The organism is Sphaerisporangium album (genome assembly GCF_003323745.1).
Classification (GTDB): domain Bacteria; phylum Actinomycetota; class Actinomycetes; order Streptosporangiales; family Streptosporangiaceae; genus Sphaerisporangium; species Sphaerisporangium album.
Genome location: NZ_QOIL01000004.1, coordinates 115608 through 136170 on the forward strand (window position 1 = coordinate 115608; position 20563 = coordinate 136170).

The 20563-nt window shown below is 71.4% G+C and carries 12 protein-coding genes; 3 read left to right on the top strand and 9 right to left on the bottom strand.

Annotation, left to right across the window (positions count from 1 at the left end; translation table 11 throughout):
* Nucleotides 1-128: 128 nt before the first annotated feature.
* Together DQ384_RS08300 and DQ384_RS08305 are read right to left on the bottom strand one after the other, a co-directional pair.
* Nucleotides 129-803 (bottom strand): response regulator transcription factor, encoded by a 675-nt coding sequence (locus tag DQ384_RS08300; protein WP_181871094.1) that lies wholly within the window; start codon nucleotides 801-803, stop codon nucleotides 129-131.
* Nucleotides 800-2176, bottom strand: coding sequence for a sensor histidine kinase (locus tag DQ384_RS08305; RefSeq protein WP_114028136.1), 1377 nt, complete (start codon nucleotides 2174-2176; stop codon nucleotides 800-802). Before DQ384_RS08305 ends, DQ384_RS08300 begins: the two co-directional genes overlap by 4 nt.
* A gap of 108 nt (nucleotides 2177-2284) precedes the next feature.
* Between DQ384_RS08305 and DQ384_RS08310 the strand changes: the two genes are divergently transcribed.
* The gene (locus tag DQ384_RS08310; protein WP_114028137.1) at nucleotides 2285-3844 is read left to right on the top strand and encodes a DUF1349 domain-containing protein; all 1560 of its coding nucleotides are present in this window, start codon (nucleotides 2285-2287) and stop codon (nucleotides 3842-3844) included.
* Nucleotides 3845-3883: 39 nt separating this feature from the next.
* Here DQ384_RS08310 and DQ384_RS08315 read toward each other — a convergent pair whose 3' ends face one another.
* The 7 genes from DQ384_RS08315 to DQ384_RS08340 form a co-directional block, all read right to left on the bottom strand.
* Nucleotides 3884-5710 (bottom strand): hypothetical protein, encoded by a 1827-nt coding sequence (locus DQ384_RS08315; RefSeq protein WP_114028138.1) that lies wholly within the window; start codon nucleotides 5708-5710, stop codon nucleotides 3884-3886.
* Nucleotides 5703-9992, bottom strand: coding sequence for a DUF6603 domain-containing protein (locus DQ384_RS08320; RefSeq protein WP_114028139.1), 4290 nt, complete (start codon nucleotides 9990-9992; stop codon nucleotides 5703-5705). The genes DQ384_RS08315 and DQ384_RS08320 overlap by 8 nt, the downstream gene beginning before the upstream one ends.
* A complete protein-coding gene (locus tag DQ384_RS08325; protein WP_114028140.1) occupies nucleotides 9989-11230 on the bottom strand; it encodes a ComEC/Rec2 family competence protein in 1242 nt (413 codons plus the stop codon). The genes DQ384_RS08320 and DQ384_RS08325 overlap by 4 nt, the downstream gene beginning before the upstream one ends.
* Nucleotides 11231-11236: 6 nt before the next feature.
* Entirely contained in the window at nucleotides 11237-13804 is a 2568-nt protein-coding gene (locus DQ384_RS08330) for a LamG domain-containing protein (RefSeq protein ID WP_114028141.1), read from the bottom strand.
* Nucleotides 13801-13986, bottom strand: coding sequence for a hypothetical protein (locus DQ384_RS40320; RefSeq protein WP_147268695.1), 186 nt, complete (start codon nucleotides 13984-13986; stop codon nucleotides 13801-13803). Before DQ384_RS40320 ends, DQ384_RS08330 begins: the two co-directional genes overlap by 4 nt.
* Nucleotides 13983-17345 (bottom strand): hypothetical protein, encoded by a 3363-nt coding sequence (locus DQ384_RS08335; RefSeq protein ID WP_147268696.1) that lies wholly within the window; start codon nucleotides 17343-17345, stop codon nucleotides 13983-13985. The genes DQ384_RS40320 and DQ384_RS08335 overlap by 4 nt, the downstream gene beginning before the upstream one ends.
* A gap of 480 nt (nucleotides 17346-17825) precedes the next feature.
* Entirely contained in the window at nucleotides 17826-18314 is a 489-nt protein-coding gene (locus DQ384_RS08340) for a hypothetical protein (RefSeq protein WP_114028143.1), read from the bottom strand.
* A gap of 377 nt (nucleotides 18315-18691) precedes the next feature.
* On the opposite strand from DQ384_RS08340, the gene DQ384_RS08345 reads away from it, so the two are divergent.
* Both DQ384_RS08345 and DQ384_RS08350 read left to right on the top strand, forming a co-directional pair.
* Nucleotides 18692-19663, top strand: coding sequence for an acyl-CoA desaturase (locus DQ384_RS08345; protein ID WP_220182835.1), 972 nt, complete (start codon nucleotides 18692-18694; stop codon nucleotides 19661-19663).
* Between the two features lie 196 nt (nucleotides 19664-19859).
* Nucleotides 19860-20465, top strand: a complete 606-nt coding sequence (locus DQ384_RS08350; RefSeq protein WP_114028145.1) for a hypothetical protein — start codon at nucleotides 19860-19862, stop codon at nucleotides 20463-20465.
* Nucleotides 20466-20563 lie beyond the last annotated feature (98 nt).

The window sequence follows — 20563 nt, forward strand, 5'->3', positions numbered from 1 at the left end:
TCCGTCGCTGTCGGCCCCCTGGTCTGGTCGGCTCGTCCTGCGCGGGGTGGCGGGACTGTAACCAACGGCTGTGTCTCACACGCACTTTCCGCCCGCCCTGGACAGGCCCGCGCCTGGGCGTTTCGCGGCTATGCCTCCTCGGCGGGATGGGGGATGCAGTACCCCACCCCAGGGGTCGTCGTGATGATCGACGGGTTTCCCAGTTTGCGGCGGAGGCGTCCGATGGTCACGGTGACGGTGTTGGTGAACGGGTCGGCGTTCTCGTCCCAGACCTGTTCGAGGAGGTCCTCGGTGCTGAGGAAGGCGGGGGAGGCGCGCAGGAGGGCTTCGAGCAGGGCGAACTCCTTGACCGAGAGCTCCAGTTGCCGGCCGTCGCGGGTGGCCGTGCGGCGGATCGGGTCGAGCTCGATGCCGCCCGCGCGCAGCGTTCGTGCGCGGGCGGACGGCCGACGGCGGGCCAGGGCGCGGATGCGCAGGACCAGTTCCGGGAAATGGAACGGCTTGGCGAGGTAGTCGTCGGCCCCCAGGGTGAGGCCGCTGACCCGGTCTCCCGGCGAGTCGGCCGCGGTCAGCATGAGGACCATCGCGCGGTCGTCGCGCTCGGTGATCATCTGGCAGAGGGTGTCGCCGTGGACGCCGGGCAGGTCGCGGTCGAGGACGACGACGTCGTAGGGGGTGAGGTCGAGCTTGACGGTGGCCGACAGGCCGTCGTGGGCGACATCGACCGCCATGCCCTGGTCGCGCAGGCCCTCGGCGAGGACGTCGGCGAGCGAGCGCGCGTCCTCCACCACCAGGATCCTCATTCCGCGCCCCCTTCCGCCGCACTCGTCCGCGGCGGTGCGATGTCTCCGGTCGCAGTCGTCTGCGGGGGTGCGATGTCTCCGGCCGTACTCGTCTGCGGGGGTGCGATGTCTCTGGCTGCACTCGTCTGCGGGGGTGCGATGTCTCCGGTCGTACTCGTCTGCGGCGGTACGGTGGCTTCCGCCGCGCTCGTGACCGCCTGGGGCGCCCGTGGCAGCGTGATGGTGACGCGTAGGCCGCCTTCGGGGCGGGCGTGCAGGTCGAGGCGGCCGCCGTGCGCGTCGGCGATGGCCGCGACGATCGACAGGCCGAGGCCGGAGCCGGTCTCGGAGCCGGTCCGGTCGGCGGCGAGCCGCTGGAAGGGCTCGGTGAGCCGGGCGACCTGCGCCGGGTCGAGAACGGGCCCGCCCGTTTCCACGACCAGCCGCGCCGAGCCGCCCTCCGAGCCGCCCTCCGTGCCGGTCGCGACCCGGATCCGGCCGCCGTGCCGGTTGTGGACGACCGCGTTGTCGATCACGTTGCTCACCATGCGGGACAGCAGGGCCGGGCTGCCGTAGGTCCATGCGGTGTCGCGGGTGTCGGCCTCGACGGTCAGGTCCTTCTCCGTGATGTCCATGGCGTGCGCGGCCAAGGATTCGGACGCCAGGTCGCCGAGCGAGACAGGGACGCTGCCGCGGAGCGCGCCGTGCTGCGCGCGGGCGAGGTCGAGGAAGCCTTCCAGGAGGCTGTCGACCCGGTCGAGTTCGGTGCGCAGCCGGTCGGCGAGCGCGAGCGTCTGCGGCGGCGCCGGTTGCGGCTTGGCCACGGCCACGTCCAGCGACGCCCGCATGGTCGTCAGCGGTGTGCGCAGCTCGTGGGAGGCGTTCGCGACGAACCGGCGCTGGGCGGCGAAGGACGCCTCCAGGCGTTCCAGCAGCCCGTCAATGGTGTCGGCGAGGTCCTTGACCTCGTCGGCGGGGCCGGGCACGGCCAGCCGTTCGTGGAGGTTCTCGGCCGAGATCCGCCGTGTCGCCGCGGTGACGGTCCGCAGGGGGCGCAGTACCCGGCCCGCCACGGCCTTCCCCAGCACGACTGAGATCACCGCCATCACGACCAGCGCGATCGCCGATCCCATCAGGAGCTGGCGCGACTGGGCGGCATGGAGATCCGCGAGCTGTGCCTGGAGCTGGTGGACGCGCTCCTGAGCGCGCGCGAGACCGGGCTGCTGGGCGGGAGGGTCCTGGCCGGGCACGTGCCGGGACACGGTCGTACCGGCCAGCACGTTGGTTAGGGCGAGCAGTACCAGGCCGGACATCAGGAACAGGGCGGCGTACAAGGTGGTGAAGCGCTGCCGAACCGTCCAACTCGGTAGCGCGGGGCGTCGCGGCTTGGCCATCGGTCCTCTCCGTTCACGTCAGGCTTCCAGGATGCGGTGCGGGACCTAACAGCGATGTGACAGGAGTGGTTCGAGCGGTGTTATGGCGTGGTCCGTAGAACCGGACCCATGCCGAACGTCAGCGAAGCCACTCCCTTCGCCGCCCTTGTGCGGCGGGAATGGGCCAACCTCCGAAGCCGTCGCCGGATGATCGCCCTGACGGCCGTGCCGGTGGTCACCATCCTGCTCGGACTGCTCCTCGCCCTCGGGCTCGGCGGTCGCTCCGTCTGTAGCGAGGGCTCGGTGGAGGTCCCCTGTCCCACCGATCCGGCCGGGCCGGACGGCGAGGCGGTGCGCGACAGCTTCTACTTCGTCCACCGGCCCATGGGGAAGAACGGCAGCATCACCGTCCGCATGACCTCCATGAACGGGATCATCACCTACCCGCCGCCCGATCACGACGAGATCGTCCCCGGCCTCGTGCCCTGGGCGAAGGCGGGCGTCATCATCAAGGACGGCACCGCCCAGGGTTCCTCCTACGCGGCGCTGATGGTCACGGGCGCGCACGGCGTGCGGATGCAGCACGACTTCACCCATGACACGGCCGGCCGCCCGGGCGGCGTCTCGGCGGGAGCGCCGCGCTGGCTGCGCCTGACCCGCTCGGGCGACACCATCACGGGCCAGGAGTCGGCCGACGGCACGCGGTGGACGCGGGTCGGCGTCGTCCGCCTGGCCGGGCTTCCGGAGACGGTGCGGGTCGGGCTCTTCGCCGCGTCCCCCGGGGACCTGACGCTCAGGCCCGTCGCCATCGGCGCGGGACTGCCGCAGGTGCGCTTCACCCAGGCCACCGCCACCTTCGACCACATCAGCCTGGACGGCGTTCCCCTCGGTGAGTGGAGCCGCGGCAGCGTGGGCGAAATGGGTCGTACCGATTGGGAGAAGTACCACCGGGCCCCCGGCCTCGTCGAGTCGGACGGCGCGTTCACCGTCACCGGGACCGGCGACATGAGCCCGCTGGGCGGCGAGAGCGGCCGCACGGTGGAGAGCAACCTCCTCGGCCTCCCCATCAGCCTGCTCATCCTGATCGCCGTGGCGGCACGCTTCCTGACCGCCATGCCGCCGCACCCGGCGACCTCTGCCACCGTGCCGTCCACCGGACGCACCCTGGCGGCGAAGGCCGTCGTGATCGGCGCGGTGGGCCTCCTCGCCGGGCTGGTCGCCGCGGCGGTCGTGGTCCCGGCCGGCGCGATGATGCTGCGCGCGAACGGCGTCAACGTCGTCCCGGCGCCGGCCCTCACCCAACTGCGGGTCGTCGCGGGTGTCGCGGTACTGCTCGCCGTCGCCGCCGTCTTCGCGCTCGCCCTCCGCGCGCTGCTGCGGCGCACCTGGGCGGCGATCCTCGTCGCGATCGCGACCCTCGTCCTCCCGTACCTCGTGGCGGTCGTGCCGCTCCTGCCCGACGACGTGTCGAGGTGGCTGCTCCGCCTCACCCCGGCCGCAGGTTTCGCCGCCGAGCAGACCCTCCGCGAGTACCCCCAGGTGGTCGCCCACTACGCCCCCTCGGAGGGCTACTTCCCTCTCCCGTGGTGGGCCGGCCTCGGCGTCCTCTGCGTCTACACCGCGGCCGTCCTCGCCCTGGCCCTGCGGCGACGCGGCGGCGGCACCACCTCACGAGCGCGATGGAGGTAGCACCCGACCCGGCGGTGACCGGACGGCCTGCGAGGACGGTCAGCCGCGCAGGTAGGTGACGCGTTCCGCGGTCTCGATCATCTGGCGGGCGAAGGCCGCGGAACGGAAGGAGGCGGGCGGGATGGACAGGGCGGCGGCCATGCGGGCGGCCAGGGGAGCGGGCGGGACGGTGCGACGCGGGCCGAGGGGCGCGGCGGGCAGGGGCGCGGCGTCCCTCAGCGACTTGGCGAAGGCGCCCGGGGCGGGAAGTTCCACGGCGAAGTGCAGGGACTCCGGGTGCTGGTGGAGGTCCAGGCGGGCGAACTCGCCGCGGAAAAGGCACAGCAGGATCGAGTCGGACAGGCGTTCGGTGTGGGAGAACGGAACCGGCCGGTCGGTCGTCTCGGTCTCGTAGGCGTCGATGAGCAGGCCGGGGTAGCCGGGCACCAGGGCGGAGCGGATCAGCGCGCCGGACAGTTCGGGGATCTCCACCGGGGGCGGGTGGTGGCGGTCGAGCTCGGCGTCCGCGGCGGTGAGGCGGCCGATGCTCGCCGCGCCGTCGACGAGGTGGGCGATCCACTGGCGGTCGATCCGGAGGAATCTGATCGACTCGGCCGGCAGGAGCCGCTCGTCGGGGATCAGATAGCCGAGCGGGACGCCGCGCAGGTGGGCCAGGCCGGTGAGCAGATCGAGGACGGGGGCCGGCGGATCGGTGTCGATGGGCGCGAGGTCGAGCGGGTGATCGGGGTCGACGGCGCGCTTTGCGGCCTGGGCGCGGCGGCGTTTCCATCCGTAGAGCGCGGTGGCGGTGGACGTGTGCTGGAGCATGATCATCCGGCCGAGCTGCCAGGCGGCGGCGTAGGCGGTGTCGAACATGCCGCTGCCCGGGTGATAGCGCAGCAGCGCGTCCGAGGTCCGGACGGGCTCGGCCGGGGCGTAGGGGGCCGGTCCCGTCACGAAGGGGCCCCGGTACCAGGAGACGGTACGGCCGCCCTGGCGGAGCTGGTGCCGGACCGGGACGTACCCCTGCCGCAGGAAGGCGTCGGCGCGGGGTTCGCCGCTGTCCGGCAGCCGTAACGAGGCGCCCGCGTCGGCGAGCCCGGCCGCCAGCCCGGCGAAGCCGTGCGAGGCGTCCAGGCAGGCGAACCGCCAGTTCGCGAGGCTGATCAGCCTGACCTTGGCGTCGGGTCCCTGCGGGCCGAGGTCGAAGCCCGCGGCCGAGTAGCGGTTCTCGACGGAGACGAGGTGGACGGTCGTGGTGGTCCCCGGCGCCGGCAGCCGGTTGGCGAGGATCACCGCGGTGTCGCCCGTGGTCTCGGCGGCGGTGTCGCCTGTGGTGCCCCCTGTGGTGTCGCCCGTGGTGTCGCCCGCGGCGTTCCGGGACGCGCGGATGTGCGCCAGGAACTCCAGGTCGGCGTGGGACGGCATGATGTCGGCGAGCAGCGCGCGCGGCACGTCGATGACGGTCACCGGATCGTCCGGCTTCTGGTGCCGTTCGAGCACGGGCGCCGGAATGTACCCGCCGCCGCCCAGCGTGCCGAGGGTCGCCGGGACCGGTGTGGGCCGCTCGTCGCCGCTGAACACCAGCAGCACCAGCCAGGGCCGGACCGCGTCGGCGGGGCCGCCCGGCACGCGCTCCCACGGCAGGGTGGCCCGGTCGAGGATGATGTGCGGCAGCGTGTTCTCGTGGTCGCCCAGGCTGCCGTCCGGCGGGAACACCGCGCGGCCCGCGGCGGGCGGCAGCGCGAACCGTTCCCCCGCGACGGTGAAAGTGCGGGTCGCCTCGTACACGGCCGGGTCGAGCGAGATCGCCTGCTCGACCTTGATCTGGTAGTCGCCGCCGGGCAGTACGGGCCGCCGGTGGCCGACGAAGGTCAGGTCAGGCATGGGCGGCCACCTTCGGTGCGGCGAGGAAGTCGGCGGCGGTCAGTCCCGCCAGGTCCAGTTCGGTGGCGAGGTCCGCGTCGGCCAGCAGCTTGCCCGCGACCGCGGCGCGGGCGGCGGCGCCGGACGCCAGGTCGAGGGTCTGGTCGGCGGCGGGGACGAAGCCGGGCAGCGGATCCCACGTGAACGCGCCGCGCTCGACCGAGACCGGGGTCAGGGACTGCAGCGCCGCCCGCGGCAGCGACGTGGGCTCCGGGGCGTCCGCGGCGGGAACCGGCCGGACCACGTACCCCGTCAGCACGTTCTCCACCAGGACGGGCTTGGTGAGCGAGGGGGTGAGCTCGTCGCCCCACTGCGCGGCGGGAACGTTCTTGCCGACCGGCTCGAACCGGAAGTAGGTCTCGGCGGGACGCCCGTCGCGGGTGATGGTGATCCGGTGCTGCGAGGTGAACCCGCCGGTCTGCCCGACCGGGGCGACGCCGAACGCGACCCCGGTCCCGGCCAGCGCCGCGCCGCCGGCCGTCCCGTCAAGGCTGGGAATCGCGGCGTCGGTCAGCAGTTCCAGCTCCAGCGGGTTGACCACGCCCAGGTCGGTGCCCGACCCCGGCTCGACGGCGCCGGACCGCAGCGCGATCGTCACGATCTGGGTGGCCGGGGGGAGCTGGGTGTCGCGGAAGCGGCTCCACTCGATCGGTTTCGCCGAGGCGCCGGACGCCGACCCGAAGTAGATCGTGAAGGAGATGACGCTGAGGTCGATGTAGGCGTCGCCGCCGAACTCCGGGCCCCAGAACCGCACGTCCGTGCCGACGTGGACGGTGATCGTGTGCGTGCCGAAGAACGAGAACGTGTAGGACGCCCCGACCGCCAGGTGGAACGCCGCCTCGTAGTGGTAGGGCTGCCAGCTGATCAGGAAGTCCAGCGACGTGTCGAACCACGCGCGCAGCGAGCCGTCCTCGTAGGTCGCGGCCAGGCCGCCGCCCGCCATCAGCGCCGACGGCGTCAGCGCGAAGTAGGCCGACCCCTTGAGCACCAGCTTGTCCGACACCTGCCAGTTGAAGCCGAGCCTGGGCACCGACGGGTAGTGCGCGGGCACCGGGAAGTGCGGGTGGTATCCGCCGGCGGTCAGCACGAAATCGCCGTGGTGGTCGTCGCCGAACCACGTGACGAAGGCGAAGCCGCCGGTCAGCCGGCAGGCGCGGTCCAGCAGGTAGGAGTTGTTGGTGAGCTGGGCGAGCAGCGAGAAGTAGCCGTCGTCCGGCGCGAACGTGGCCTTGAGCGCGAGCTGGATCTCGGCGACCGGCGTGACGCCCGCGGCCTTCGCGTCGCGCGCGGGCAGGACGAGCGTGGACAGCCCGAGGACGTCGAGCTCGAACCGGTGCCCGAAGCCGATGCTGAGCAGCAGGAACGAGTCGATCATCTCGAAGGAGGTGAAGTGGACGCCGAGGGCCAGGAAGTAGTCTCCGGGCGACGGCGGCAGGTCGTCCTCCAGCTTGCGCAGCTCACCGGCGAGCGTGCCGGGCGGCTGGGCGCCGAGTGCCTCCGCGACCAGCGGGAACTCCGCGATCTTGTCGACGGGCGGCGCCTTCAGCCGCCGGTTGTACCCGAACCCGGCCGCGATGCCGCGCACGAAGAAGATGGGCGGCCCGCCGATCGGGTAGTCGAGGAAGGCGTACACGAACAGGGACGGGCCCTCGTCGAGCTGCACGTACGAGCCGAGCGCGCCGAGGGTGAAGGTCTCGGTTCTGATGACGGCCTTGCCGCTGTAGGCCGTGTACGGCCTGTCCTTGTAGGTGATCGTGCCCTTCAGGAACGCGCCGCTGATCTGGACCGGCCCCTCGGCGTAGGACAGGCCGAGCCCGGCGAGGTCGAAGGCGGGCAGCGCGGCCGGGTCGGCGAGCGAGACGCCCGCCGACAGGCCGTCGCAGGACAGCGTCAGCCCGCCGACCGTCACCGAGGCGTCGATCAGCACCGCGATCCGCGCGGGTTCGCCTGGTTCGTGTAGGTAGGACAGCCCGACCCTGGCGACGTGCACCGGTCCGTAGGACGTCTGCACCTGCCGCCACAGCACGTTGTCGCCGGTCTTCGCCTCGACCGGCGTGGGCGCCGCGGCGGGCGCCGTGACCGGCAGCGTCACCGGCTGCTCCAGCGGGCCGAGCTTCAGCAGGCCGCTCACCGTGAACCCGGACGGCAGGGTCTGGACGGGCAGCGAGGCCGCCTCAGCGGGGAGCAGCGCGTTCAGCTTCGTGACCTCGGTGCCGGGGACCTCGCCGGTCGCCGCGATCACCCGCAGCGGGTCGAAGCCGACGATTCCGTCGCCGGTGAGCCTCGGCCCGACCACGGGCAGCCGGGACAGGTCGATGGTCGCGACGAGATCGACGCCGAACACGTACGCGGACCCCGTGGAGGCCAGCACCGCGTCCCTGACGCTCACCACGAGGCCGTCGGGGACGAACCCGGCGGCGGTGGGCGACAGCGCGCCGATCAGCGACTTGACCGGCGGCATCGGATCGCTGTCGCCGTGCGTGTAGCTCGCCGCGTACCGTGTGGCGTCGGCGGCGTCGCTGAAATGGACGTCGAACCGCAGGTCGGTGCCGTCGCCGAGGACCGTCCGGATCCGGCCGCCGTAGGTGCGCGCGCCGGTGTCGATCGCCACGGTCAGGTCGACCGTGGTCGTGTCGATCGGGAACCGGACGCCCGCGCCGAAGGTGAACCTGGTGTCGACGGTCGCGAACGAGACGTCCAGGTCGTGGACGACGAGCCCGCTGATCGGCGCGGGCGGCGGCATCGCGCCGAATCGGGTGGCCAGCGAGTCGACGAGCTCCCCGACCGGGACCTCCTGGTCGGGGAAGCTCCGGCCCGAGAAGAACCATCCCTGCCCGGTCGTGTAGGAGGCCATCACGCCGAGGCGGATTGCGAAGACCGCGAGCTCGGCGGAGGTGAGGAACTTCACGTCGGGGCCGTCGACGTTCAGCGAGAACAGCACGGCCTGCAGGTCCACACCGTCGGCGACGGCCCAAGAGCCGGTCAGCTCCAGCAGGCCCGCCGCCGTCACCGGCCCGGTGCTCGGCTTGTCGATCGTGACCTGGAACTTGTGGACGGCGAGGTCCGGCAGGTGGCCCGCCGCGTCGGAGCCGGTGAAGTCGCCGTAGATCTCGCGCAGCGTGGGGAAGGGGTCGCCCTCGCGCAGCGCGCCCGAGAACGAGACGCCGTCGCCGAACTCGGCCGTCACCTCCAGCGTGCCGCGCGCGCCGATCGCGACCAGCCCGGTCACCATGACGTCGACCTGCGGGCTCGCGGTCAGCGGGCCGTCGACCCGGAACACGACGTCCACGGCCTGCAGACGCAGCACGCCGGCGTCCCACTCCTGGGTGGTCTCCAGCGTGACGGACAGGTACGGGATCAGGGTGGGCCCGCCGGGGTTCAGCGCGATCAGGACCTCGCTGAGCACCACTGGGGCGGTGATCTGGAAGTCGTCGCCGGGGATGGCGAGGCCCGGCAGTCTCAGGAAGGCGGCGATGTCCGCGAACGCCGCCCGGCCCGCCTCGCGGAAGTCGCCGAGCAACAGGATCGGGTCGCGCCACGCGCCGATCCGGGCGCTGATCAGGACGTCGTTGCGCTTGCCGTACGCGGTGAACGGCACGGCGCCGGTCACCGTCACCGAGCCGCGCACCGTGAGGTCGGCGCGGATCGGGTCCATCTCCGGCTCGCCGAGGATCTCGTAGCGCAGGCCGTCGAGGGTGAACAGGCCGAGATCCAGGCTGTGTCCCGCCGGGCCGAACAGGACGATCATCGGCACGGGGGTGACCTCGAAGCCCAGCGCCGGGATCTCGGCGATCATCGTGATCGTGCCGGTGACGTCGTGTTCGACCCCCGCGAACAGCAGATCCAAGGGGGCCAGCACGGTGGTGATGACGAGCTTGCCGGTGAAGGTCAGGTTGCCGGAGGGCGGCCGGCGGAGCACCGGGTCCTGGAAGGAGAGCGTCTCGAACATCCCCCGCGCGAGCATCGGGAACGCCTTCACGAACGTCCAGCCGCGCTCGCCCGTGCCGGTGATGTCGGTGCCGTCGGCGGCGAAGCGTGCGGTGACCGCCATCCCGTCGAACGGCCCGCCGACCCCGACGCCCTCGACGGTGACCGCGTCGGCCGTCTCGCTGCGGTGGGCCCTGTCGAGGACGAACCTCGCGCCGAGGTCCCGCACCAGCGCGGGGTCCCCCAGATCGGCGGTGACGAGGTCGAGGCGCTCGCCGGTGAGGACGACGACGCCTCTGATCTGCTCGATGGTCACGAGTCCTCCGAGTCATCGCCCGAGCCGTCGTCGGCCGGGGCGCCGCGCGGGGGGTCGATGAAGTAGTCGAAGCGGCCGGTTCCGGTGCTCTGCAGCGGGACCGTCATGTTGAGGTGCTCGTAGGCGAATCCGCTGCGCGAGGTGTGCTTGCGCCAGAAGTACACATCATGGGCGTCCACCTCGGCGATGTCCGCGCGGGCGTCCAGGTGGTCGTGGTAGCGCCACACCACCTCGCCGCGGGGCAGGTGGTTGGTCTCGACCGCCCGGCCCGCGCAGATGATCGCCATCTTCGGCTGGGTCAGGTCGATGAACGACTGCAGTGAGGAGGTGCAGGCGCTGCCGTGGTGCCCGACCTGGAGCAGGTCCAGGTTCCTGATGCGATCCCTGTGCCGGTCCATGAGGAAGGTCTCGGTGCTGTAGGTCGCGTCGCCGACGATGAGGATCTTCTCGTTGTAGACCTCGATCAGGGTGACGACGGAGCCCGCGTTGATGGCGTCCAGCCCGATCTCGTCGGCGTGGGTCTTGGGGACCTCCGCCGCGAGGATCGTCATCTTGCAGTCGGGTTCGTCGAGGATGCGGATCCCGCCGTCGACCAGGACGTCGATCTGGCCGTCCGCCGTGCGGGCCGGTACGTCCACCTTGGCCAGTTGCCGGCCGCTCCGATTGTTGCGGACGCGCCGGATGTCGTTCCTGGACGCGACGTGCCGCTTCAGGAACTTGCGGGTCTTCGCGAAGCTGTATTCGCCGAGGGAGTCGCTGTGGTAGACCTTCCCGAACGTCACGTTGTCCGGGGTGAGCTGTTCGACCCAGCTGTAGTGGTCCCGGTCCGGATGGGTGAGGATCAGGATGTCGATCCTGCTGCCGCCGCCCAGGTAGATGTCCTTCTTGAGGATCGCCTGGCCGTCGCCCCTGGCCGACTCGCTCTCGCCGTCGGTGGAGACCGTCCCGCAGTCGATCATCACGGTCTTCCCCCGCGGGGTGGACATGATCGCGCCGTCGCCCTGGCCCATCTGCAGGAACGTCAGGTAGAAGACGCCGTCGCCGCGCCTGCCCTCGTCCAGCGGCACGTCCTCCTCGACGCGGCGCTTCTTGAGCCTGTCCTTGTCGGCAACGGCCTTCTCGATCTTCTTGGTCGTCCTGGCCCTGACGGCGTCCTCGACGTCGCCCCGGCCGACCGATTCGGTGTCGGACTCGGAGTCGGAGTAGCGATCGCGCTTGTCCCTGCGTAGGTTCTTCACCGCGCCTCACCCGGGAAAGTGGAGCTGCCAGCGGCCCTGGTTGACCCGTCCCTTCGGACGCCAGGTCCAGACGTACCTGCGGTCGTTGTCGAAGGGGTTGTAGTCGGCCGCGTAGGCGTACTCACCCTGTTTGACGTTGTAGAGGTCGAACTCCAGCTGCCCCGCCGCCAGGCGCTGCAGGATCCGCAGCTCGTTCTCTCCGATCGTCACGCCGCCGATGCGCAGGCTCGACACCACGGCCGTCACCCCGTTCAGTCCCCTGGCATAGATGTCGACCAGGTCGTCGGAGGGGAGGTAGCCGGTCTTGAACTGGAAGCCCTCCGGCCTTCCCTCGATCCGGTGCCAGAACTTGTTGCCGTGATGGAAGCGGATGCTGGGGTAGGTCACCGCGTCCCCCACGCTGGTGTCCTGGAAGAGCTCCAGGTAGAGGACCTTGCCGCCCCCGCCCGCCCCGGCCTCGCGGCGCAGTTGCAGGTGGCTTCCCGTGGTGCTGATCGTCAGCTTGCCGTCGTTCGCGGCGGTCGTGCCGATCCCCACGTTGCCCGCCACCGGTTGCAGCGCCAGCGGCTTCGCCCAGGACGACTGGAGCCAGATGTAATCGTTGTCGTGGCCGAACTGGAACTGCGAGGCCCGGTCCGCCGTCCCTCCGATGATCACCGCGGCGGTTCCGGAGGGAGCCGAGTTCGGGGCCGCGACGTGCAGTTTCGCCGCCGGGATAGGGGTGCCGATCGAGACGTTGCCCGTGCTCTGCGGGTTGAGCGCGAGATGGTTGCCCGGCGGCGAGTTGAGCCACGAGTAGCTCACGGCCTGGCCGATGTGCAGCGGGTTCTTCGCCGGGCCGATCGCCAGCGCGCCCGTGGGCGGGTCCTGCGGGGCGCTGAGGATGTGCAGCCTGGTCTGGGGGAGGGTGTTGCTCCCGCCGAGGCCGGCGTTCCCCGTGCCGGAGAACAGCAGCGGGGCGCGTTCGACCGAGACGGTCATGGCGCCGTCGGCGTAACCGGGGATGTTGCGGTACTCGACGACGATCGGCGCGTGGCCCGGCGGCTGCATCGCGAAGATCTCGCGGAGCCAGAGTTCGAGGAATTCGTCGGGCTTGAGAACGGTATCGGCGACGGGCGTGACCGTCCACTGCACCCGCTGGCCCCGGGAGGCCGCCGACACCGCCCAGCGGCCCCTGTCGGTGGCCTCCAGCTTGGCGTTGCCCGCCTCGCCCGACGAGGTCAGCGCCCACGGACGGCTCTCCTTGGGCTGCTGCACGTCGAACGAAACCGTGAACGCCGATGCCGGGGCGCTCGCCCGCAGCGCGATTCCGGCGCCGTCGCGGAGCAGGTTCGTCAGGTGGATCCGCAGCTCGCTGGCGGTCCGGGGATCGTTCAGGACCCGGTCCCCGCCGACGAGCCGCAGGTCGATCGGCAGATCGCGGCGGCCCCGGTGGTTGACCACGTCCATGAACTGGAGCCGCGTTCCGGACAGCTCGTCCTTCTCGCCCCGGTAACGCAGTCTCCGGTAGTCCAGCTCGACCCGGGTGCCCCGGGTCCCGGCAGCGCCGTCGGCGTTCATGCCGGTGAACCGGACGCTCACCGACGTGCCCGGCGCGATCGGCTGGGGCGCCTTCCACAGCAGGTACAACGCGGTGCCGTCCGGGGCCGCCTGGAGCGCCCAGTCGGGCGTGGCGAGCGCGACCGGGAGGTTCTGCGGCAGGGTGCCCTTGCGGAAGCGCAACGCGAAGTGGAAGGACGTCGGCGACAGCTCCGTGACCGGCACGACCTCCAGGTCGTAGCGGGAGGCGTTGGTGAGCGTGAGCGTCATCGGCTGGCCGCCGGATGCCTCGTCGATGTAGAGGACCGGCTGGGAGTCGGCGTTGACCAGCGCGAACTCGACCGGGTGGGTGCGGACGAACGACTCCAGCGCCGCCTCGTCGTCCGCCATGTCGTGCTTGATCTGGAGCTCGGTCAGCGCGTCGTCGTAGACCCGGACGTGCGCGGCCAGACCCGCGAAGTTCGGGTTCAAGCCGCTCAGCGCAAGCGGCGCGGGCTGCGGGACGGGATCGCCGCGCAGGGCCGCCTGGACGGCGAGCGCGGCGGGCAGGCGTGTCAGGTCCCGGTAGTTCAGCTGGGCCACCTGGACGCCGTTGAGGAAGATCCGCGAGAACTGCGCGTCCTTGGTGACCGCGAGGTGCGTCCACGTCCCGGCCGGGACGCCGCCCGCCGGGCCGGCATGCCCTTCGTCCGGACTGACCGCCGAGGCGAACCGATGGGCCGGCGAGCCGTCGGGATTCAGGACCAGCCGGACGCCGCCGTTCAGCGTGGCGAGCACCGTCACCGGGCCCCTGCGGACGGCGTCGGCCGGGTTGATCCAGGCCGCGATCGTGTAGGCGCGCAACGGCGGCAGGGGCGGCGAGAGCACCGCGTCGTCGAGCCCGTCGAACTTCAGGCAGCTCCCGAACCTTCGGTCGGGCAGGTTCGCCGGGTCGCCCTTGACCGCGCCGTTGAGGTGAAGATCCGAGGCGTCCAGGGCGCGGCTCTCCGGCGTGACGGCGTCCAGCGGCCAGTGCAGAAGCAGCCTGGCGCTCATGCGGGCTCCCCGGGGGCCTCGACCGGGCTCAGGCCGATCTGCGCCTGGGCCTGCTGCTGGATCGTTCCGATCAGCTCGTAGACCTGGGCGTACGGGAGCTGGCCCAGCGCGTCGAGGACGAGGTTGATCTCCGGGATCGACAGGGTCAGGGTCAGCCGCTGCTGCTGCATGCGCTCTCTCATTCTGGTTCCGGGGCTGCGCTGGGGGCCGGGGTGGGGGCCGGGTCGAGGGTCAGCCAGCCCTCGCGGAGGGTCGGCCGGGCGGGGAAGGCGGAGTCGGGGCGCGCCTCGGTCACCGGGACGGCCGTCCAGCCCGCCGGGGTGAGCTGCCGCCACGTCCAGGACCTGCCGGGCTCGGCCGGGACGGGCAGCGCGCCGGGACGGTCGGCGTCGGTGAGCATCGGGGCGGCGAAGAACGACGGGCGCAGGTCGGCCAGGACCGCGCGGTAGTGGTCGGGCGGGATCCGCAGCGCCTTGCATGGCAGGATCCCGCTGGTCAGATGGACGGGGGCGCGCGGGTCGACCAGCATCGTCAGGCGCCGGGGCGGCAGGTCCAGGGCCAGCTCGAGCTGCGGATCGCCGGAGACCAGACGCAGCTCCGAGCCGTCCTCGGCGTCGTCCTTGGCGCCGCCTGCCGTGCCGTCCAACGCGCCGTCCGGCGTGCCGTCCTCCGCGCCGTCCTCCGTCCAGAAGCCGATCAGGCCGTCGTTCAGGCGCAGCCGATCGCCGATCCGGACGGGGAAGCGGACCAGCGGGAAGTCGTTGGACTCGCGGCTGGACCTGCGCATGTCCTGCCGGAACACGTTCCAGTCCTGGTGGATCGCCGGCAGGCCCATGAGCTGGAGGTCGATCTCGGCCCGGACGACGGCCAGCGCGACGCCGAACAGCGGTCCCTGCTCGTAGTCCTCGGGTTCGACGCCCGCCAGCAGGCCGTCGAGATCGGACAGGAGGGTCGCGAGCCGGTCGGGGCCCATCCGCGCCAGCCTCCGCGCGACATCACGCAGATGGTCGTTGCCGATCTGCCCGATCGTGCCGGTGGTGCCGCCCGGGGCGGGCCGCCAGCGGGCGAGCGCCGGGTCCGCCGGGTCCGGTACGGCGGCCAGCACGCCGAGGGCACGGCCCTCGGCGTCGTGCACGGCCAGGCCGTCGTCCAGGTCGTCCGGAACGATCCAGCCGCAGATCGGCGACGTCACCGGGACGTCGTTCATCTCCCGCAGGTCGTGGTCGGAGTCGAGCCAGCGGAACGCGAGCCGGGCCGGCTGGGACAACCGCGGGGGCATCGCGACCCAGTCGGGGTGGCCGCGGACGCGGAGCTGGGTCGTCGTGCTGATCCGCTCGACGTCCACGTCGAAGGGGATGCCGAAGCTGCCCACGATCCGCAGCCGCAGGACGCGCAGCGCGCCCGCCCGGATCGGATTGAAGTCGCTCAGCGGGAACGGCGCGTGCCGGGTGTCGTCGCCGACCGCCTTCGCGACCCGGGACGCGAACGCCTGGTAGTCGGGGAAGCCCAGCGGGTCGGCGATCGGAAGCTGGCGGGTCAGGCGCCGCATGAGCAGCGCGTCGTTGAAGCCGCCCAGCACCTGGGACAGGTTGGCGTCCTCGTTCGCGCTCAGATGCCGGTAGATCGCGACGAGCGTCCTCAGCCGCCGGTCGTCGCCGTGCGCCTCGTACCAGGCCAGAACGGTCTCGGGTTCCCGCAGGAACTCCTCGGGTTCGACGGCCGTCCCCGTGGTGGCCTTGGTGTACGGCACGACGATCGTGCCCGCCAGGTAACGCAGCACCCGCGCGGACAGAACGGGGCGGGCGCTCGCCGACAGCACCGTGGAGCCGGTGTAGACGTTGGCCGCCTTGCCAGGCACGTCGCGCAGCGGCTTGAGTTCCGGCTCGTCGCCCTGGAAGGCGTAGTTCCCGGTGATGTAGGTCCGGTCGTAGTTACGGTCGGCCGTGTCCAGGTTGTCGCCGAGACCGGCGGGGAAGAACTCGACCTCCCACTGCAGCAGGACCGGATGCCAGGGCTGGCGCGTCCAGGTGTCCGCGCCGAGGCCCGTCCCCGACGCCCGTGCCCGCAGCTCGGTGAGGTCGGCCGGATCGGCCACCGGGACGGTCGCGCAGGGCAGCAGACCGCCGGGGTGGCCCTCGCCGTCCCGGCCGTAGCGGTCGCCGGGGGTGGCGGCCCGGCCGGTGAGCAGCACGACGGGCTCGGACGGCAGGTAGTACTGCGGCGCCCCCACCCGGTCGGCGACGAAGGCCGCCTTGACCGGCGCGGCCTTCTTCGCGTTGAAGTCGTCGAGCGCTCCTTTCAGAGCGGTTTCGGCGGATTCGAGGGTCCACGCGAGGGTGTCCGGGGCCCCGCCCGGGTACGTGCCCGTGCGGGCGGTCAGGTCGGCGAGGTTCTCCATCCGGCGTTCGAGGAAGTGACGGACCTCGTCGGGGTCGGGGTAGGTGTCACGGCTCGTCTCGTAGGGGTAGACGCAGAGCTGGTACTTGTACCAGTCCGCGAACAGTTGCTCGCGGGCCGACAGGAGCCGCTGCTGCTCCCGGTCGTACGCCTCCTGCGCCGTGTTCAGGGCGTTGAGGAGGTCGCCGATGCCGTGATCGAGCCTGAGCGCCTCCCGGAGCTGGCGCTGCTCGGCGGTGGCCTCGCCGTCGTCGCGGCGGATCGTCCACAGGACCCCGGACGGGACGCCCCGGAAGGTGCCCGCGTGCCGCGCCTCGGCCAGTCGCGCACCCACGTCCAGCGGCTTGGACTCCAGTTCGTCGGCGAAGGACAGGGCTTCGAGCAGGTTCTCCACCTCGTCGGGGCCCTGGTCGGCGGCCAATCCGGGCAGGCTCGCGCCCAGGTGCCCGGCGAGCGCCTCGGTCGCGGTGGTGCCGACCCAGACTCCGGACTCGGCGTCGGGACTCAGCGGGGACACGGGGCCGGGGGCCGGCTGGAAGACGATCCGGGCATAACAGACCATGCGCTCAGGCTTGGGCCCGTCCTCTGCCGTGCCCTGTGCTACGGGCGCGGTCTGAGGCGCGGTCTTGGTTGCGGCCTTGGGCGCTGCCCATCCGAGGTCGGCGCCGAGCTTCTCCCGCCACTTCGCGTCCTCCATACCGGTCAGAGGATCCTGGTCGGCGTACCAGCCGAGGACCTCGTACGCCACGCCGGCGGGCGGCGGTCCGTCGAAGGCCGGATCATGGAAGCCGAACACGCTGTGACAGTTCGGATAGAACGCCGCGAACGTCGGCTCCCCGTAGCCGACAGCCGAGAGCAGGGGGAGATGTTCCCCTGGCAGGTCCGCCCGCCAGGCGCCACGGGGGAGCGTCCGCCCAAGCCGCCGGAACGGCACCGGGCGATCCACCGGGTACGTGACACCCTTTCCTTGCTCGTCGAGGAAGTCGCTCTCGACGACCCACTCCGCCTCGACCCTCCCCGCCCGGCTCCGCGTCACCAGCCAGCGGTTGGGCACGGCCCGTACCTGGGTCTTCCCGTCCTTGTCCTGGACGAGACGGGTCAGCCCGTCCGGCAGGGCCCAGTGCAAATGGACGCCGGGCTTCAACCGGAAATTCGTATCCTGAAACGGCGTAGACAGTATTTGCTCGGATAAATACGGCGAATCGGACTGGCAGTCGTTCCCCGAAACCGGATCAACATACGGCAACCGACTGAAGTCCGCCGTCGCCTCCACCGCGTCCACCTGCGCACTCAGACAGAGCGCATCCACCTTGACCGGTACAACCAGAACCTGGACCACGAATCACCGCACTCCCCCCATTCCACCGCCCCCGCGAGGATAGCCCTCCGCCGGCCACTCGCCTAGCAAACATCAACAAACCGAATAAATCCCCACTGACCTAATGTGGGCAAAGAATCCCCTCCCAGCCCCCTTGCGCACAGTGGGCCCCGGTGCGCGGGGGAGACGGAACGCGGTGAATTCGGCGAGGCAGCGCATTCGGCCTTACCGCCGAAGGCAGCGGCACCGGGATCCCGATGCCGCTGCGCGAGCCGGCGCCGCAGCGGCGCGGCGCGGCCGGCCCGGTCAGGGCTGGCCGACGAAGTTGACCGTTACCGTGGCCGGGTGGGCGGTGGGGCTTGAGGGCGTGGGCAGGAATTCCACCACGCCGCTGCCGTAACAGGGCAGGGTGAGCGTGGTGGGGATCTCGGCGGCCACCCCGTAGTAGCGCAGGACGATCGGCGGCGTGGCGCTGGACGCGTTCCTGAACGCGACGCCGATCGCCGTGGCCGCGCTGCCGGTGTACCCGACGCCGCTGGTCGAACTCGAGGGTGCGGGGCGGACTCCGGCCGTCTGCCCGGCCATGGGATGCCCGGTCTGGCCGGGGCGGACGGGGCCGAAACAGGCCATCCTGATGATCGCACTGGTCGACTGCCCGTTCACCAGGCCGGAGAAGTACTGGTTCGGGCCGATCGGCGCGGGGTCGACCACGTCGGCGAAGGCGGGCGCCGACGCGCCGGCCAGCACGACGGCAGCCGCCAGGGGGAGGAGCCGGGCTGAAAGCTTCCAGGACACAATGCCTCCGTTGGGGGGGACGGAAGGGGCGGACGCGACAGGACATCGCACATCGGACGATAAATTTCCCGACACACCCGGTCAACGCTCGTCTGGTACAGCCGCCCTCGCTTGGAATGTCCGAAACGGAAGTCCGGGTCGCCACCAGTCCCCGCGCACGCATGTACGAAGCCCTCCGGCTTCGCCAGAGACTCGTTCCCTTGAGAGGATCGAGTCAGGGCAGCGAAGTCCCCCTATCCGGCTGTCGTCGCGCGGACCAAGCTCTGGCTGTGCGGTGCGTTCATGTGCTGACCCACCACGGTTCGTCGGACAGGGCAGTGCCGTACGCTCCGGAGGGCTACAGTCTGCCGTAACCGCTGCGGAGCAAAGGTGGCGTTATGGCCGATGTTGTTGCCCAGCCAATGTCGACAGAGGGGACCGCGCCCGGTCCGAAACCTTTCGTCGACGGCAAGCGTCCGCTCCCGGCACACATGGCGGTCTACGCCTTCGTCGTGGTGCCGCTGCTGGCAGTACTGGCGGCCGTGCCGGTCGCCTGGGGGTGGGGACTCGGCTGGGTCGACGTCGTCCTCGCCGCGTTCTTCTACACGGTGACGTGCCTTGGCGTGACGGTCGGCTTCCACCGCTACTTCACCCATGGCGCCTTCAAGTCCCGCCGCGGCCTGCGGGTCGCGCTGGCGGTGGTCGGCAGCATGGCGGTGCAGGGCCCGATCCTGCACTGGGTCGCCGACCACCGCCGCCACCACGCCTTCGCCGACAAGGAGGGTGACCCGCACTCACCATGGCTGTTCGGCACCTCCCCGGCGGCGTTGGCCCGTGGCTTCTGGCACGCCCACCTGGGCTGGGTACTCGACCGTGACCTGACCAACCAGCAGCGGTTCATCCCCGACCTGCTGAGCGATCGGGACATTCGCCTGGTCCACCGGCTGTTCGGTCCGTTGACCATCGCCACGATGCTCCTGCCGGCCCTCCTCGGTGGCCTGATCACCTGGACGTGGTGGGGGGCGGTGACCGCCTGCTTCTGGGCCGGTTTGGTGAGAATCGCCTTGCTGCACCACGTCACCTGGTCGGTCAACTCGATCTGCCACATGATCGGCGACCGGCCGTTCACCACGCGTGACAAGTCGGCGAACTTCTGGCCACTGGCGATCCTGAGTATGGGCGAGTCCTGGCACAACCTGCACCACGCCGACCCGACGTGCGCCCGGCATGGTGTACGGCCCGGCCAGATCGACATTTCGGCCCGGCTCATCAGGATCTTCGAGAAGCTCGGTCTCGTCCACGACGTGCGGTGGCCGACGCCGGCCCGGCTCGCCCGCCTCGCGCGCGTCGAGCGAGCGCCAGGTTCGTAACCAGATATCGATCCTCAGGGCCGGCCGGCCTCAGGCGGCGGTGACGAAGCCACAGTGGTGTTCCTGGCCGTCAACGATGCGCTCGGCGACGTCGGCCCGAAGGCGGCGAAATCCGTGACGAGCGGCGGACCCGGTCAAGTGCTCGTTCAGGGGAGACGGGGACGCCGTCCCCCTGAGACGTTCGGGCACCTTGAGGATGGACGAGTTGTGGGCGTTCTGGGACGATTGCGCCGTGTATGTCGGCCAGTCGTCATTGCGTGCTTTGCGTGCTGCGGTGTTCGCGGCAGCATGCGTGCTGGTCTCGGCCGCTCTACACGTGCTGGCGGGAGGCGCCCTCCTGCGCGCGGAAGCCCTGGCCGCCGCGTTGATGCTGACCTGGCTGGGCGCGTTCCTGCTCGCCCGCCGTCAGCGTGGGATGGATGTCCTGCTGGGAGCCTGCTTCGCCGCGCAGTACGGCATGCACCATGTGTTCACCGCCGGCGCCGCGCCGGCCACGTCGTCACCGTGGACGCATGACCACGGCAGTGGGCTGGGAATGCTGCTGATCCATGCCGTGACAGGGGTCCTCTCCGCCTGGGCGCTGGAACGCGGCGAGTCGGCCCTGGCCCTGATCGTGCACCTCGCCGTCACGCCGGTGCGCGGACTGCGGGCCATGTGGCGCATCCTCGTGGGTTCGCCGGTCGAGATCGTTCCTCCCGCTCCCGGCCCCATGGGGCACCGTCCCCTCCCGCCCCCTCGTCGCTCCGACTTCGTCGTGGTGGTCGCCCGGCGCGGTCCACCGGTAGTCGTCTCCGTTCTCTGATACGGGCGGTAGCCCGCTTGGGGCACCGGCTTGCCATGCCGTGCGCCCTGTTTCCGGCCTGAGCCGCGTGAGCGCGGTTCGCGGCCGAACCCCCTCGC